The sequence below is a fragment of the Allobosea sp. 117 genome (genome assembly GCF_000702305.1).
In the GTDB taxonomy this organism is placed as follows: domain Bacteria; phylum Pseudomonadota; class Alphaproteobacteria; order Rhizobiales; family Xanthobacteraceae; genus Ancylobacter.
In genome coordinates this window covers 381,357-396,975 of record NZ_JNLC01000011.1, presented here as the reverse complement: position 1 = coordinate 396,975, position 15,619 = coordinate 381,357, and the positions used below count along the sequence as shown (strand labels likewise).

General features: G+C 68.5%; 19 protein-coding genes. 7 read left to right on the top strand and 12 right to left on the bottom strand.

The window, feature by feature from the left end; genetic code table 11:
* Positions 1–50: 50 nt before the first annotated feature.
* The 5 genes from U742_RS0108595 to U742_RS0108575 all read right to left on the bottom strand — a co-directional run bounded on the left by U742_RS0108595 (position 51) and on the right by U742_RS0108575 (position 5,514).
* Positions 51–1,088: a Bug family tripartite tricarboxylate transporter substrate binding protein gene (locus U742_RS0108595; protein ID WP_051660957.1), complete on the bottom strand. Its 1,038-nt coding sequence runs from the start codon at positions 1,086–1,088 to the stop codon at positions 51–53.
* A 489-nt stretch (positions 1,089–1,577) separates the two neighbouring features.
* Complete coding sequence (locus tag U742_RS0108590) at positions 1,578–2,636, bottom strand: CobW family GTP-binding protein (protein WP_038360908.1); 1,059 nt, start codon at positions 2,634–2,636, stop codon at positions 1,578–1,580.
* A gap of 8 nt (positions 2,637–2,644) precedes the next feature.
* Positions 2,645–3,886 (bottom strand): LVIVD repeat-containing protein, encoded by a 1,242-nt coding sequence (locus U742_RS0108585; protein WP_081852897.1) that lies wholly within the window; start codon positions 3,884–3,886, stop codon positions 2,645–2,647.
* 122 nt (positions 3,887–4,008) lie between these two features.
* Entirely contained in the window at positions 4,009–4,746 is a 738-nt protein-coding gene (locus tag U742_RS0108580) for an FCD domain-containing protein (RefSeq protein ID WP_051660956.1), read from the bottom strand.
* Positions 4,747–4,833: 87 nt separating this feature from the next.
* On the bottom strand, positions 4,834–5,514 hold the full coding sequence (locus U742_RS0108575) for a hypothetical protein (RefSeq protein ID WP_029352044.1): 681 nt from the start codon (positions 5,512–5,514) through the stop codon (positions 4,834–4,836).
* A gap of 157 nt (positions 5,515–5,671) precedes the next feature.
* Between U742_RS0108575 and U742_RS0108570 the strand changes: the two genes are divergently transcribed.
* Entirely contained in the window at positions 5,672–6,463 is a 792-nt protein-coding gene (locus U742_RS0108570; protein ID WP_029352042.1) for an alpha/beta fold hydrolase, read from the top strand.
* Between the two features lie 5 nt (positions 6,464–6,468).
* Here U742_RS0108570 and U742_RS0108565 read toward each other — a convergent pair whose 3' ends face one another.
* Genes U742_RS0108565 through U742_RS0108545 form a run of 5 tightly spaced genes read right to left on the bottom strand, consistent with a single transcriptional unit; the run spans position 6,469 to position 8,792 of the window.
* A complete protein-coding gene (locus U742_RS0108565; protein ID WP_029352040.1) occupies positions 6,469–6,879 on the bottom strand; it encodes a DUF6691 family protein in 411 nt (136 codons plus the stop codon).
* 3 nt (positions 6,880–6,882) lie between these two features.
* Positions 6,883–7,326 (bottom strand): YeeE/YedE family protein, encoded by a 444-nt coding sequence (locus tag U742_RS0108560; protein WP_029352038.1) that lies wholly within the window; start codon positions 7,324–7,326, stop codon positions 6,883–6,885.
* Entirely contained in the window at positions 7,323–7,661 is a 339-nt protein-coding gene (locus U742_RS0108555; RefSeq protein ID WP_029352036.1) for an ArsR/SmtB family transcription factor, read from the bottom strand. Before U742_RS0108555 ends, U742_RS0108560 begins: the two co-directional genes overlap by 4 nt.
* 4 nt (positions 7,662–7,665) lie before the next feature.
* Positions 7,666–8,547 (bottom strand): MBL fold metallo-hydrolase, encoded by an 882-nt coding sequence (locus tag U742_RS0108550; protein WP_029352033.1) that lies wholly within the window; start codon positions 8,545–8,547, stop codon positions 7,666–7,668.
* Between the two features lie 41 nt (positions 8,548–8,588).
* Positions 8,589–8,792 carry a YgaP family membrane protein gene (locus U742_RS0108545; protein WP_029352032.1) on the bottom strand — a complete coding sequence of 68 codons (204 nt, stop codon included), beginning with the start codon at positions 8,790–8,792 and terminating at the stop codon, positions 8,589–8,591.
* Positions 8,793–9,031: 239 nt separating this feature from the next.
* Here U742_RS0108545 and U742_RS0108540 point away from each other — a divergent pair, with 239 nt between their 5' ends.
* Both U742_RS0108540 and U742_RS0108535 read left to right on the top strand, forming a co-directional pair.
* Entirely contained in the window at positions 9,032–9,361 is a 330-nt protein-coding gene (locus U742_RS0108540) for an acyl-CoA thioesterase (RefSeq protein WP_248310316.1), read from the top strand.
* Between the two features lie 76 nt (positions 9,362–9,437).
* On the top strand, positions 9,438–9,995 hold the full coding sequence (locus U742_RS0108535) for a flavin reductase family protein (protein ID WP_029352028.1): 558 nt from the start codon (positions 9,438–9,440) through the stop codon (positions 9,993–9,995).
* Between the two features lie 44 nt (positions 9,996–10,039).
* On the opposite strand, the gene U742_RS0108530 is transcribed toward U742_RS0108535, so the two are convergent.
* Entirely contained in the window at positions 10,040–10,444 is a 405-nt protein-coding gene (locus U742_RS0108530) for a transposase (RefSeq protein ID WP_029352026.1), read from the bottom strand.
* Between the two features lie 141 nt (positions 10,445–10,585).
* Positions 10,586–10,861, bottom strand: a complete 276-nt coding sequence (locus tag U742_RS23175) for a hypothetical protein (protein ID WP_156034169.1) — start codon at positions 10,859–10,861, stop codon at positions 10,586–10,588.
* On the opposite strand from U742_RS23175, the gene U742_RS0108525 reads away from it, so the two are divergent.
* The 4 genes from U742_RS0108525 (at position 10,860) to urtD (ending at position 15,618) form a co-directional block, all read left to right on the top strand.
* Positions 10,860–12,110 carry a transporter substrate-binding protein gene (locus tag U742_RS0108525; protein WP_051660955.1) on the top strand — a complete coding sequence of 417 codons (1,251 nt, stop codon included), beginning with the start codon at positions 10,860–10,862 and terminating at the stop codon, positions 12,108–12,110. The two genes, U742_RS23175 and U742_RS0108525, sit on opposite strands and share 2 nt — an antisense overlap.
* Before the next feature lie 63 nt (positions 12,111–12,173).
* Positions 12,174–13,787: an urea ABC transporter permease subunit UrtB gene (gene urtB / locus U742_RS0108520; RefSeq protein WP_029352022.1), complete on the top strand. Its 1,614-nt coding sequence runs from the start codon at positions 12,174–12,176 to the stop codon at positions 13,785–13,787.
* Positions 13,784–14,881 (top strand): urea ABC transporter permease subunit UrtC, encoded by a 1,098-nt coding sequence (gene urtC, locus U742_RS0108515; RefSeq protein ID WP_029352020.1) that lies wholly within the window; start codon positions 13,784–13,786, stop codon positions 14,879–14,881. Before urtB ends, urtC begins: the two co-directional genes overlap by 4 nt.
* Positions 14,878–15,618 carry an urea ABC transporter ATP-binding protein UrtD gene (gene urtD, locus U742_RS0108510; RefSeq protein WP_029352018.1) on the top strand — a complete coding sequence of 247 codons (741 nt, stop codon included), beginning with the start codon at positions 14,878–14,880 and terminating at the stop codon, positions 15,616–15,618. Before urtC ends, urtD begins: the two co-directional genes overlap by 4 nt.
* Position 15,619: the final 1 nt, after the last annotated feature.

Below are 15,619 nucleotides of genomic sequence, written 5' to 3'. Positions count from 1 at the left end.
CTGGGGCATGCGCCGCGGTCCGCCGCGAGGAGGCAGCATCGCTCAGGCGATCACTGCACGGCCGGCTGCTTGGCGAGGCCGAGGTCGCGCAGCAGCGCGAGATGTTCCTCGTGCAGCTTGGCGAGATGCGCCTTCACCTCGGAGGCCGGCACCATCTTCGAGCGCAGGAAGTTCTCCTTGAGGCTCGCCTGCCATTCCGGATTGGCGACCAGCTTGGCGATGGCGTCGTCCCAGAACTTCACGGTGCCGGCGTCGAGGCCGGGCGGTCCCGCGAGGCCCCAGGCCTGGCCCCACACGATGTCGTAGCCCTGCTCCTTCGCGGTCGGGATGTCCTTCAGCTCCGGATCGGTGCGGCGCTCGCTGGCGAGGATGGCGATGATGCGGGCCTTGCCGCTCTTCACCAGCGGCAGCGCCTCGCTCGGGGTCAGCGTCATCATCTCGACATTGCCACCGAGGAAGGCCGCCTGCGCGGCGCCGCCGCCGTCGAACGGCACATAGTTCAGCTTCACCTTGCCGGCCTTCTCGACGAGCCCGGCGACCATGTGGTCGGTCGAGCCCGACTGCGCGCCGGCGACCTTCACGCTGCGCTCGCGCTGGCCGGCGAGGGCGACGAGGTCCTTGAGGTTCTGCACCGTCGAGCTCGGCTGCACCACCAGCACCAGGTCGCCCTGGATGAACATGCTGATCGGCGTCAGCTTGTCATAAATGGTGGGCAGGCCCTGGGTGATCGGCGTGGTGAGGATCGGCTGGGCGATGCACAGCACGATGTTCTTGTCGCCCGGCCGGCCGAGCACGAAATTGGCCGCGACCATCCACGAGCCGCCGGTGCGGTTCTGCACCACCAGCGGGTTGGTGATGATCTTCTGTTCGTTGAGAATCTTGGCGGCCCGGCGCATCAGCACGTCGGGGGTGCCGCCGGGGCTGGTGCCGGTGGTGATCTCGATCGGGCCGGTCGGCGCGGTCTGGGCGTGCAGCGCGGCCGGCGCGGCGGCGAGCGCGAGGCCCACCGTCACGCCGATGCCGAGGGCGGCGAGAGCGGCGTGCTTCAGGCGATGAGACAGGATCGGTCGGGCGTGGACTGCGGTCATGCTGGCGTCCCTCCTAGGCCTTGATGGCGGTTCGGCGTCTTGTGACGTCTTGTCCGGCCAGCTAAGTCTCGCGACGCAAGGATGTCAAGTTCATCGACAATATTGTTTGCGTTCTGTGGTATGTTTGTTCGGCATGCCTATAGTACATATCGGCATATCTGACGAATAGATGAAGTTAACACCAGCTCATATCTGCCGAATTCAAGTGCCGTCAGCAGGGCCATATCGCCCGCAGGCGGATGAGGAACGGCTCTCCCCCGCCCATCGCTGATCTTTGCTCCATGGCACCGCCGTCGACATCGCGGGCACACGCAACATCCCGCCCGGCTTTACGCAATTCGCTTCCAATGCCAGTATTCGGAAAAATATAAGGGAGGATCTGTCAGTTATGACAGCGATAGTGACGTATATCCGATCTTATATACGCTTGTGCTTCGTAACGCTCGGCCATGTGCACTGCATACATAATTCCCATTCCGAAGATGTCCGTCAGCGCGGGCCCTCCTGAGAGCCGGCCGATTTCGCATCCGGCGGCCCGCCGCCGACGAGCTGTTCGAGGCTGCGCTGCAGGGCGAGCTGCGAGATACCGCGCGTGATGAAGACGATCCGGCTCGTCCGGTCGCTGTCGGGCCACGCGGCGAGCTGGACCGGCGGATGCATGACGTCCTGAACCGCATGCACGACGAGCGGCCCCTCGGCCCCGCTCAAGTGGATGAGCCCCTTCATGCGCAGGAGGTCCTTGCCGCGCAGGGACAGGACGGCGCCGAGCCAGCGCCGCAGCGCCTCCCGCGAGACCGGTCGGTCGATCGTCACCGCGAAGGCCTGGATGCCGCGATCATGCGGATTGGCCCCGGCGACCTCATGCTCGGGAAAATCCGCATTCCTTAGCCAGCGCAGTACCTCCTCCCCTGTTGCCCCGGTGACGGCCGGCACATGGCCGAACAGCGCCTCCGGCGCGATGGCGCCATTGAGCACCGGCACGATGTCGGCGCCCGGATTGAGCCGCCGCAGGCGGGCCTCCAGCGGATCGGTGTCGCCCGGTTCGGCGAGATCGGTCTTGGTGAGGATCAGCACATCGGCGAGCGCCGCCTGCCGGCGCGCCTCCTCGAATTCGTCGAGCTGGCCGGCGCCGTTCGCCGCGTCGACCGTGGTGACGATCGCGCGCAGCGCGAAGCGCCCAGCGAGCAGCTTCTCGGTCGCCAGCGTTCGCACGATGGAGGCCGGATCGGCGAGGCCCGTGGTCTCGATGGCGACCCGCGCGAAAGCCGGCAGCTCGCCGCGCGCGACCTTGGCGGTGAGGTCGTCCAGCGTGTCGACGAGGTCGCCGCGCACCGAGCAGCAGATGCATCCGCTCTGCAGCACCATGGCGTTCTCGATGGCACTGTCGACCAGGAGATGGTCGATGGCGACGTCGCCGAACTCGTTGATGATCACTGCGGTGTCGGCCATGCCGGGGTCGCGCAGCAGATGGTTCAGCAGCGTGGTCTTGCCGCTGCCGAGAAAGCCGGTGAGCAGCGTCACCGGGATCGGCGTCGCGCGCTCGCCCATGGCGCCGCTCAGATCTCGAGCTCCAGCACATAGAGGCCGCCGGCATGGCGGTCGGCGCAATAGACGATGCCGGCCTCGTCGACGAACACGTCGTTGAGCTGGATCGCCGGCACCCGCGCGCCCGGCGGGGCGGAGGGCACGAAGGCCGCGACCTCCTTCGGGACCAGCGGATCGGAGATGTCGTGCACCCTGAGCCCGCCATTGAACAGGGTCGAGAAGATCAGCGTCTCGGAATGCAGCGCGACCTCGCTCGGCGGGTTCTCGTGCACATTATGGCAGCCGAAGCGCCCGCCCTTGCGCCCATACTCCTCGAAGGAGGGCATGGGCAGGGTGGAGAGCGGCACCAGATTGTCCTCGCGCCGCGCATCGACGATCCAGGTCAGCTTCGGCCAGTCGAAGCCGTTGTCGTGCACGCATTCATGAGTGACGACGAGCAGATCGCGGCCGAACAGCGGCATCACCGTGTGGGTGAAGCCGGGGAAGGGCGGGTTCGGGTTGAAGGCCGAGACCACCTTCGGGCGGGACTTGTCGGATATGTCCATCACATAGCCGCCGCCGTCGATATAGCCGACATAGGCCCGGTCGGGACGGGCCGGATAGACGTTGGTGTTGTGGCAGCGGAAGCCGCTGTCGATGGCGAGCCGCTCGGGTGGCAGCGCCTCGTCGCCCTCCGCCGTGCCCGGCATCCACCAGCGTCCGGCCTCGACCGGCCTCACGGGGTCGCGCACGTCGATGATCATATAGGCCTGGTCGTCGCGCTGGTTCCGCGGCAGGAAATCGGCGGCGCCCGAGGCGCAATGGACGAATTCGCCGTCGACGAACCACACCTGATGCACCCCGCGCGAGCGCGGGCCCGAGCAGTCGAAGAAGCTGATCGAGCGCGGCGCCTCCGGCACCGAGATGTCGAACAGCTCGACGCCGGCGGGCGAGATGCCGACATCGTAGGTCTGGTAGGCGACCGCCATGAGGTTGCCGCTGATCTCCAGCGAGTTGGAGCGCACCCGGCTGTGCGGCAGGTCGGTCTGGACGATCACGCGCGGATGGCGCGGATCGGTGACGTCGACCGCCGTGAAGTTCTTCGGCGGCCCCTCATGGGCGAGCCACATGATGCGTCGCCCGTCCGGCGCGCGCTGCAGCGCCATGCCCTCGCCGACGCCGCCATGGCCGTCGAGCGCATGGTGGCCGATGAGGCGCATGCCCCTGATGAGGTCGATCTTCACCTCGGCGGCACTGTCCGACGTGGCGAGCATGCGGCGTCCTCCCGTGTCCGGATCGGCGGTGACGGCCGTCCAACTATGTTCGTTGATATGGAAAATGTTCGAACATTTCGGAGGTGTCAACAAAGCCGGCGGCCGGCGCCTTGTCCCGGAGCTCAACCGTCGGCTGGCGCGGGCGCGCGGAGACTGCGCGTCACAGCCTCGTAGTTCCGCGCGACGACGTCGAGGCTGCCCTCGAAATGCCGGGCGAGGATATTGGCCGCCCGGTCGGCCTCGCGGCTCACCGTCGCCTCGGCGAGCGTACGGTGCTCCTCGCGCACGCGGCGCGACAGCTCCTGCGAGCCGGCGGTCACCACGATCACCGCCCGCCGATAGCGCTGGAAGTGATCCGACAGCACGTCGCAGAAATGGATGAGCCACGGCGAGCGGCAGGCGGCGATGAGGCTGGCGTGGAAGCGGTCGTGCCGCTGCTCCCACTGGTCGATTGTCACGCGGTCCTCGTGCGAGGCCGGCAGCGGTGCGCGCTCCAGCCGGTGCAGCGCCGCCAGGATCTCCGCCTCCCAGTCGGCATCGCCGCGGGCGATGGACTGGCGCAGCGCCGAGCAGCCGAGATCGATGCGCAGCCGGCAGAGATCGTGCAGGTCCTCCAGCGACAGCGGAGCGACCGTATAGCCGCGATTGCCCTCGACCCGCACGAGTTGCTCGGAGACCAGCCGGGAGAGCGCCTCGCGCAGCGGCGCGATGCCGACCCCATAGGCCGCGCTGAGCTGCCTGAGGCGCAGCCGCTGGCCGGGCGGAAGCTGGCCCGCGATCAGGTCGCGCCGCAGCCGGGCATAGGCTTCCAGCCCCAAGGTCGGGGCATCGTCATCGCCGGGAACGCGCTGCAGGGACAAGGAAAGCTCCGCACCTAAGGCATCGCGGCACATGATGGGCGCGCTCGGAGGATCGATCAATCAGCGGATGTTCAAACGCGCTTCGCCTCAGAAGTCCGGCAGGCGGACGGCGCCGGGCGCGGCGGGAAGCGCGTCGCTCTCCCAGAAGCGCGCCTGTGCACCGAGCAGGGCGGCGAAGCGCGCGCCATCCGTGCAGGCGGCGGCATCGAATGTCGCGACGCCGATACCCGCCGCGTCGAGACGCTCGCGGCGACGCCGTTCCGCGCCCGGCGTCAGCGCCGAGGGCGCCAGCAGCACCGCGAGTTCGCGCTCGCCGAGCCAGAAGGCGAAATCGACCGCGACCGCCTCCGCCGGCGGCGGCACGGACAGGAAGGCGCGCGGCAGCGGCAGGGGGGCGGACCAGAGCACGTCCTCCGGCCGGAACAGGCTGTCGAACGGCGCCAGCCGTTCCTCGATCGCCGCGCGATTGCGCGCGACGGCTTCCCGCAGATACATGAAATAGCCGTCGAGGAAGGCATCCGCGCCCCGGTTCCACCCGCCCGAAAGCCGCTTCAGATGGGCGATGACGCGCGCGTCGAGCGCCGTCTCCTCATCGCCGAGCGCGGGCGGCGGCAGATCGAGCGCCTCGTCGTTCAATCGCAGCACCTCGCCGGGCCGGACACGCGCCAGCGGCACGCCGCGGGGCGCGCGGGGATCGAATGCGGGCGGCAGGCCGGCCACGCCGAAGGCGATCGGCTCCGGTGTCGTCGGGGCGTGTCGGTCGGCCATGGCCTCTCCCATCTGCCGGAGCTAACTAGCAAATCGCGGCATGCAAGGCGGAATCAGCTTTCCTGATCGGACGGATCATTTCTTATGGTTTCGCGCTCGCGCCGGGACTTGGCTAGCCTCGCGCCGAATCGGCGTGAACGGAAATGGGGGCAAGCAAATGGAGTTCGTGGCATCGGGCGAGGCGAGGATCGCCGCGCGGGTGGACGGCCCGGCGCACCTGCCCTGGATCGTGCTCTCCAATTCGCTCGCCGCCGACCACACCATGTGGGACGACCAGATCGCCATGCTCACCGCCCGCCGCCGGGTGCTGCGCTACGACACGCGCGGCCACGGGAAGAGCGGCGCGCCGCCGGGCCCCTATGACTTCGATATGCTGGTCGGCGACGTGGTGGCGCTGATGGATCATTTCGGCATCGAGCGGGCCGACTATCTCGGCCTCTCGCTCGGCGGCATGACGGGGCTCGGGCTCGGCCTCGCCCATCCGGACCGCGTCGGCCGCCTTGTCTGCGCCGATGCCCGTGCCGATGCGCCCGCGCCCTTCGTCGCCGGATGGGACCAGCGCATCGCGGCGGTCGAGGCGAACGGCACGCAGGCGGTGGTCGCCGGCACGCTGGAGCGCTGGTTCACCCCGGCGACGCATCGCGACCGGCCCGAGATCGTAGCACGCACCGCCGCCATGATCCGCGGCACTTCGCCTGTCGGCTATATCGGCTGCGGCGAGGCGCTGAAGCGGCTCGACTATCTGCGCCGCCTGCCGGACCTCGCGGCGGAGACGCTCTACCTCGTCGGCGCGGAGGACCTCGCCGCCCCGGCCGAGGCCATGCGCGCCATGGCGGAAGCGACGCCGAAGGCCCGCTTCGGCGTCCTGCCCGGCTGCGCGCACATCGCCAATATGGAAGACGCCGCCGGTTTCAACGCCCGCGTCGCCACCTTCCTCGACGGAGCCTGAGCCGCTCAGTCGCTGGCGAGCCGCCGCGCCGCCCACATGCCGGCGAGCATGGCCGGCACGAAGACGAGCGTGCCCGCCGCGCCGAGCCCGAGCGAGGTGAGCGCCGGCCCGGGACAGAAGCCGCCGAGCCCCCAGCCGATGCCGAACAGCGCCGGCCCGAGGATGAGGCGGGCGTCGATGTCGGTGCGGCTCGGCACGCGGAAGCGCGGCGCCAGCAGCGGCGTATGCCGCCGCCAGGCGAGGCGGTAGCCGATGAAGGTGACCAGCACCGCGCCACCCATGACGAAGGCGAGCGAGGGATCGAAGCTGCCGGCGAGATCGAGGAAGTTCAGCACCTTGGCGGGGTCGCTCATGCCGGAGACGACGAGCCCGACGCCGAAGATGAGGCCGAGGGCGAGATTGACCAGGATCGACATGGGTCAGCCTCCGATCACATGACGCAGCACGAAGACGGTAAGGAACCCCGTCGCCATGAACACGCCGGTGGCGACCAGCGAGCGCGGCGACAGGCGGGCGATGCCGCACACGCCATGGCCGGAGGTACAGCCCCCGCCCCAGACCGAGCCGAAGCCGACCAGCAGGCCGGCGGCGATCATCAGCCCGGCATTGGAGGAGACGGTCTGGATCACCGGGACGCCGGCAACAGTGCCGACCAGCAGCGGCGCGGCGACGAGCCCCGCCACGAAGGCCAGCCGGCCGGCGAAGGCCGACCCGTTCTCCGCACCCTCGCGATAGGGCGGCAGCAGGCGGCTGGCGATGCCGCTGATGCCGGCGATGCGTCCCTCGAACAGCATCATCAGCACCGCGGAAAGCCCGATCAGCATTCCGCCGACGAAGGACGCCACAGGCGTGAACTCGGTCATGACCCTGTCTCCCGCGGCTGCGCCCCGGCGCAGAACAGCGCGTGCATGGTGGCGATGAAGGTTTCGACCCGCGGGTCGGCGAGGCGGTAGAAGACCTGCCGGCCATGCTTGCGGCTGACGATGAGCCCCGCCTCGCGCAGCCCGGCGAGCTGCTGGGAGAGCCCCGGCTGGCGGATATCGAGCAGCGCCTCCAGCTCGCGCACGGAACGCTCGCCGTCGACGAGCGCGCAGGCCACCAGCAGCCGGTCGGGATTCGACAGCGTCTTCAGGAAGGCGGAGGCTTCACCCACCCGCGCCTTCATGTCGGCGGCATCGCCAGAGAGCGTGTCGGTCATCGCGTCAGCCCCAGGCTGCTCCCTTCAGGAGATCGAGCGGGATCTTCAGGTAGCGCACCCCGTTCGCCTCCGGCTCGGGCAGGCACCCGCCATTGGTGTTGATCTGCAGCGACTGCAGGATCAGTTTCGGCATCGGCAGGCTGCGGTCGCGCGCCTCGCGGATCGCCACGAAATCCGCTTCGTTCCTGCAGCGCGCCATATGGATGTTCGCCGCCTTCTGCTCGCCGACGGTCGATTCCCACGCCGGCGCGCGCCCGCCCGGCTGGTAGTCGTGGCCGGTGAAGACGCGGGTCTCGTCGGGCAGCGCCAATATGGCCTGGATCGACGTCCACAGCGCCTTCGCGCTGCCGCCGGGGAAATCCGCGCGGGCCGTGCCGCTGTCCGGCATGAACAGCGTGTCGTGAACGAAGGCCGCGTCGCCGATCACATAGGTGATCGAGGCGAGCGTGTGGCCCGGCGAGAACATCACCCGCGCATCGATGCTGCCGAGCCTGAAGGTCTCGCCATCGGCGAATAGGCGGTCCCATTGCGAGCCGTCGGCGGGAAAATCCGGCCAGTTGTAGAAGCCCTTCCAGAGCTTCTGCACATTCTTCACATGCTCGCCGATGGCGGTGGGAGCGCCGGTCTTCTGCTTGAGGTAATGCGCCGCCGAGAAATGGTCGGCATGGGGATGGGTGTCGAGGATCCACTCGACCTCGTAGCCCTTGGCCCGGACGAAATCGAGCAGGCGGTCGGCATTGATCGAGGCGGTCTGGCCCGACTTCTCGTCGAAATCGTAGACGGGATCGACGATGGCGCAGCGCTTCGTCGCCGGGTCGGCGACGACGTACTGGACGGACCAGGTGCGCGGATCGAAGAAGCCGGTGACCTCGGGTTTCTGGGTCATGATGTTCTGTCCTGATGTCGATCCGGTTTCACTTGCCGGCCTCACTTGCGCCCTGCGACGGGGCAGGTCGAGATGCCGAGGAGGGAATAGAGCGGGCAGTTGCCGGCGAGCGCCGTGAGCAGCGGGATGAGGCCGATCAGGCCGATCCAGCGCAGATCGCCGTCCAGCACGAAGAGCAGTGACAGCAAGGCAAGGCCGACGACGACGCGCAGCGTGCGATCAAGGCCTCCGACGTTCCGGGTCATGGCATCCTTCCTCCATCGACGGCAGCTTTGTACCTGCCGCGAGAAGAGATAATTTATTTGCAAAAAAATGCAATCATAAAATCGCAATTATAATTGCGTAGGCGACCGCGGCCGCCGCGCGATACCGCCGTCGCATATCACGCGCTATGGTGCGCCCCATGACCAACACACCTTCCGATGGCGGGGCCGAAGCCGGGGCGACGCCGCCCGCCGAAAGCCCGGTGATCCGCACCATCGCCATGCCGGCCGACACCAACCCGGCCGGCGACATCTTCGGCGGCTGGCTGATGGCGCATATGGACCTCGCCGCCGGCAATGTCGCGACGCGGCGGGCGCGGGGGCGCGCCGCCACGGTGGCGGTGGAGGCGATGAGCTTCCACAAGCCGGTGCTGGTCGGCGACGAGGTCAGCTTCTACGGAACCATCCTGTCTGCCGGGCGTACATCGATGCGCATCCGCATCGAGGCGTGGCGCCGGGCCCGCGAGGAGGAGCAGGCGATGAAGGTGACGGAGGCGATCTTCACCTTCGTCGCCATCGGCGAGGACCGCCGCCCGCGCCCGATCGACTGAGCCGCGCTCCACGGGCGCGGGACGAACCGGCGCGGCAGGCCTCATGGATGCAGGCCTCATGGACGAGGGGAGCGCGATGAAGGACGTCGAGCCGTCGAAGACCTACCGGCTGCTGGAATCCGGCCCGATCGTGCTGGTGACCACCGCACGCGACGGACGCGCCAACGTCATGACCATGGGCTTCCACATGGTCATCCAGCACGGCCCGCCGCTGATCGGCTGCGTCATCGGCCCGTGGGACTTCAGCCACGCCGCGCTCACCGCCACCGGCGAATGCGTGATCGCCATCCCCACCGTCGATCTCGCCCGCACGGTGGTGGACATCGGCAACTGCTCGGGCCGGAGCATCGACAAGTTCGCGCGCTTCGGCCTCACCGCCGAGCCGGCGCGCATGGTCGGCGCGCCGCTGATCCGCGAATGCATCGCCAATCTCGAATGCCGCATCGCCGACGACCGCCTCGCCGCCGACTACAACCTGTTCATCCTCGAGGTGCTGGCGATCCGCTACGACGACGCGCGCGAGGAGCGCCGCTATCTGCATCACAATGGCGACGGCACCTTCACCGTCGACGGCAGGACCCTCGACCTGCGCGAGCGCATGGTGCAGTGGAAGGCGTTCCAGGTCGAACTGTGACGTGTGCCCGTCGCGAAGGTCCCTCGACTTTCACCAAACAGGCTCTAGCGGGTGATCCGCACCGAGGCGAAGCGCCCGACCACGGCACCGCCGCAGCGTTCGGCCGCCAGCACAGAGGCGCGCGCCGGCTGCAGATGCGAGGTCGCGCGGGCGGGGTTGCGCTCGGGCGGATGCGGCAGCTCGCCGGGCAGCGGCGATTCGGCCGGCGCCGGGCGGTGCAGCCGCTCCGAAAGGTTGCTCACCAGCGCGCGCAGCCGCCGGTTCTCTGCCTCCAGCTCCTTCATCTGCATGACCGCCGGCGCGGAGAGCCCCCCGAAGCGCCGCTTCCAGCGATAGAAGGTGCGCAGCGAGACCTGCGCCGTGCTGCAGATCTCGCCCACCGGCACGCCGGAATCGGCCTCGCGGATGAGGTGCAGGATCTCGCTCTCGGTGAACTGCGAACGTCTCATCGGATCGTCCTCAAGAATCGTTGGCGGATCGGACGACGGTCTCGGCGCTGCCGCGGAAGACGGAAAGCTCCCGCGGATCGATGCGATCGCCCGCGACGCGCGACGGCCGTCAGCCGCTCATCGTATGGGCGTGCGATTATTCTAGGCAGCACTATAGACCATCGCGACCGCAGGTGAATGCGCATTCTCGCAGCGCACAAAAAGCCGGCCGGCCGGCGCATGACGGTCGGTGATCGCACCGGAAGGCCGCGACTCGCGTGGCGGCATGCCGGCCGCCGGAATGGCAAATGTGCCAGAATGACCGAAATAGAGCCTCGGATGACGCCGCTTTGGGCAGCGCTGAACATTATATGAAGTTGCGCGCGCAACTCCGCGCACCAGAATTCCCGACATCTCGAACATTGGGGTGTCGTCCATGTCCAGGTTTTCGCGGCGTAGTTTCCTTCAGGCAAGCGGCCTTGCCGCCGCAGGGCTGGCGTCACCCATCGGCATGCCGGCCATCCTGCGCTCGGCGCAGGCGGCGGGGCCGGTGAAGCTCGGCTGCCTGTTCTCCTCCTCCGGCACCATGGCCAATCTCGAAGGCCGGCTGAACTACGTGGTCAAGATGGCCGCCGACGAGCTCAACGCGAAGGGCGGCGTCAACGGCCGCACCGTCGAGGTGCTGGTCTCCGACCCCGCCTCCGACTGGCCGCTCTACGCGCAGAGCGCCAAGCAGATGCTGCAGCAGGAGAAGGTCGCCGCGCTGTTCGGCTGCTGGACCTCGGTCTCGCGCAAGACCGTGCTGCCGGTGGTCGAGCAGGAGAAGGGCCTGCTCTATTATCCGCTGCATTTCGAGGGCGACGAGAACTCCAAGAACGTCGTCTATGTGAACTCGCCGCCGGCGAGCTCGGTGCTGCCGGCCGTCGACTATCTGATGAGCGAGGACGGCGTCTCGGCGAAGCGCTTCTTCATGCTCGGCTCGGACTATGTCTGGCCGCGCACCATCAACAAGCAGCTCAAGGGCTACTGGAAGACCAAGGGCATCCCGGAGAGCGCCTGGAAGGAGGAATACGTCCCCTTCGGCTTCTCCAACTTCCAGACGCTGGTGAACCAGATCCGCGCCTTCGCCGACCAGGGCGGCGGCCAGCCGGTGGTGGTGCTCACCGTGGTGGGCAACTCGATCCCGGACTTCATGCGCGAATTCGCCAACCAGGGCATCAAGGCGACCGACATTCCGGTGCTCGGCCTCGACATGGTGGAGGCCGACCTCGAAGGTCTCGACACCTCCAAGCTGGTCGGCCACCTGAACTGCTGGGCCTATCTGCAGAACGCCAAGGGCGAGGCCAACAAGAAGTTCCTCGCGAGCTGGGCGGACTATGTGAAGGCCAAGAGCGTGCCCTTCAAGGGCGACGTCGCCATCGATCCCATGGTCTCGGCCTATGACGCCGTGCATCTGTGGGCGATGGCCGCCGCCAAGGCCGGCTCCTTCGACGTGCCGGAGGTCTCCAAGGCGTTCGGCGGCCTCTCCTTCGACTGCCCGTCGGGCTACAAGATCGGCATGACCGGCGAGAACAACTACGTCTCGCGCGGCGTGTTCATCGGCTCGGTGAACGACGCCCAGGGCTTCGACATCCTCTGGCAGTCCAAGGACACGCCGAAGCCGGTGCCGTTCAGCCCCTACGGCTGATCCCTCCGCGTGCCCCTCCCCTCAGGGCGGCCGGCTCCCCCGCTGGCCGTCATCGGGTTTTCAATGACGTTCCGCTTCGCCTTCCTCGTCCTTGCCGCAGGCCTCCTCGGCACCGCGCCGGCGCTCGCCGCGCCGCTCGACAGGTCTGCGCTCGTCGCCCGCCTGTGCGGCAGCGCGGCGGAGATGGGTGAAGCGGCTGGAACTCTGATCACGCTCGCCGCGAGCGGATCGGCCGAGGACCGCGCCTTCGCCGCGCCGCTCGCCCGCGCGGCGATGGAGAAGAAGCTCACCTGCGACGAGGCCGGCGCGCTGCTGACGGCCGGCGGCGGCACGCTCGACGCCATCACCAGCGCGCCCCGCGCCGAACAGGGCGCCAGCCGCGCGCCGGTTCTCAGCCTCAAGAACCGCGCCGTCTTCGAGCTCGCCGACGCCGCGCTCGCCCTGCGCAGCGCCGCTTCGCCGGCCGAGCGGGCAAGCGCCCTGCGCACGCTGGAGCGCAAGCCCGGCTCGCTGCCCGACGGGCTGCTCGACGCGGCGGCCGCCGAGGAGACCGACGCCGGCCTGAAGGGGCAGATCGAGACGCTGGCGCAGACCGCCGCGCTCAACGCCTCGGACATCGCGAAGCGGATCACCGCGATAGGCCGCGTCGCCGACAATCCGAGCCGCCGCGCACTGGCGCAGGTCGGCGCGCTGAAGCAAGACCCGGCCTATGCCGGCGACCCGGCCTTCCGGGCGGCGGTCGACGCCGGCATCTCCCGCATCGAGCGCGGCATCGCCATCGGCGACACGCTGGCCGCGCTCTATAACGGCCTTTCCTTCGCCAGCATCCTGTTCATGGCGGCGATCGGCCTCGCCATCATCTTCGGGCTGATGGGCGTCATCAATCTCGCCCAGGGCGAGTTCATCATGATCGGCGCCTATGTCACCTGGCTGGTGCAGGAGGGGCTGCGCCGCGCCGCCCCGGCGCTGGTCGACTGGTATCTCGTCCTCGCCATCCCGGCCGCCTTCCTCGTCACCGCCGCCATCGGCGTCGCGCTTGAGGCGGCGCTGCTGCGCCATCTCTACCGGCGTCCGCTGATGAGCCTGCTCGCCACCTGGGCGGTCAGCCTGTTCCTGGTGAACCTCGTACGCGTCGGCTTCGGCACGCAGAACCTGCAGTTCGAGACGCCGTTCTACGTCACCGGCGGCGTGCCGGTGATCGGCGACTTCATCTTCACCTGGAACCGCATGTTCGCGATTCTCTTCGCGGTCGTCACCCTGGCGCTGACCACGGCGCTGATCCGCTTCACCCCGCTCGGTCTCAACATCCGGGCGGTGACGCAGAACCGCGACATGGCCGCCTGCATCGGCATCCCGACCCGGCGCGTCGACATGATGGCCTTCGGCCTCGGCTCGGGCCTCGCCGGCCTCGCCGGGCTGGCGCTCTCGCCGATCTACAGCGTGAACCCGCAGATGGGGCAGAACTTCATCATCGACAGCTTCATGGTGGTAGTGCTCGGCGGGGTGGGCACCATCGCCGGCACCGTGGTGGCTGCCCTTGGCATCGGCCAGATCAACGTGCTGATCGAGCCGCTCTGGGGAGCGGTGGCCGCCAAGGTGATCGTGCTCTTGATGATCATCGCCTTCCTGCAATGGCGTCCCGAAGGGCTGTTCGCCGTGAAGGGGCGCCGCAAATGAAGCCGCTCTCCACCGACCGTCCGGTGCTCGGCCTCGCCGCGCTGCTGGTGCTGCTGGCGCTCGCCATGCCGTTCGCCGACGGCACGCCGCTCGCGCTCTCGCGCTACCTCGTCAACGCCATCGGCCAGCTCGCCGCCTTCGCCGTGCTGGCGCTGTCGCTCGACCTGATCTGGGGCTATCTCGGCATATTGTCGCTCGGCCACGGCCTGTTCTTCGCCATCGGCGGCTACGTCGTCGCCATGTACCTGCTCAAGCACTCCTTCGAGGTGACGGGCACGGTTCCGGACTTCCTCCAGTTCATGGGCTGGAAGGAATTCCCCTTCTACTGGGCGGGCTTCGAGTTCTTCCCCTATGCCCTCCTCGTCGCCGTGGCGGTGACGAGCCTGATCGCCGGCGTGTTCGGCTATGTCTCGTTCCGCTCGCGGGTGGGTGGCGTCTATTTCGCGATCATCACCCAGGCGCTGGTCTATGTCGCCATGCTGCTGATGTTCCGCAACGACACCGGCTTCGGCGGCAATAACGGCATGACCGGCTTCACCGTGCTGTTCGGCTGGCCTATGGGCTCGACGGGCATGCTGATCGGCATGGCGAGCGCCTCGCTCGTCGTGCTGGCACTGGTGCTACTCGGCTGCCGGGCGCTGGTCGGCTCGCGCTTCGGCGCGCTGATGATCGCCACCCGCGACGACGAGACCCGGCTGCGCACGCTCGGCTACGAGACGCTGCGCCTGAAGCTCGCCGTGTGGTGCCTCTCGGCGCTGATCGCGATGCTCGCCGGCATGCTCTACGTGCCGCAGGTCGGCATCATCAACCCGCGCCTGCTCTCGCCCGAGCTGTCGCTGGAGATCGCGGTGTGGGTAGCGATCGGCGGGCGCGGACATCTGGTCGGCGCGGTGATCGGCGCGCTGCTGGTGAACGCGATCAAGTTCTGGCTGTCCTCCGCCGCGCCGGAGGTGTGGCCCTTCATCCTCTCCGGCCTCATCGTGCTGGTGGTGCTGGTCTTCCCCAACGGCCTCGTCGATCTCGCCAAGCTCAGGCTGGTCCGGCCGATGGGCCCGAAGCGCATGGCCGAGGAGATCGGGGAGGCACGCCCGTGAAACCCGCCGCCGGCCTCACCGCGCTGCTCGTCGACGGGCTCACCGTGCGCTTCGGCAGCTTCCGGGCGATCGACGACCTCTCGCTCGCCATCGACTATGGCGAGGTGCGCGCCGTCATCGGCCCGAACGGCGCCGGCAAGACCACGCTGCTCGACGTCATCTCCGGCATCACCCGCCCGAAGGAGGGACGCGTCCTGTTCGACGGCGCGCTCGACGTGACACGCCAGAGCGAATCCGCCATCGCCCGTGCCGGCATCCGCCGCAAGTTCCAGAAGCCGAGCGTGTTCGAAGGGCTGAGCGTGCGCCAGCACATCGCCATCGGCGCCGATACCGGCTTCCGCGGCGGCCTCGACGGACCAGCATTGGAGGATCGCGTGGGCGAGGTGCTCGACACCGTCGGCCTCGCCGAGCAGGCCGAGCGCATGGCCGGCGCGCTCAGCCACGGCCAAAAGCAGTGGCTGGAGATCGGCATGGTGCTCGCCTCCGATCCGAAGGTGCTGATGCTCGACGAGCCGGTGGCCGGCCTCACCGACGAGGAGACCGAGCGCACGGCGCGGCTGGTCCGCGCGCTGCGGAGGCCGGACCGCGCCATCGTGGTGGTCGAGCACGACATGGACTTCGTCGAGCGCATCGCCGACCGCGTCACCGTGCTCCATGAGGGCCGCACGCTGTGCGAGGGCTCGATGGAGAAGGTGCGCGCCGACGCCGCCGTCATCGACGTCTATCTGGGGCGCTGAC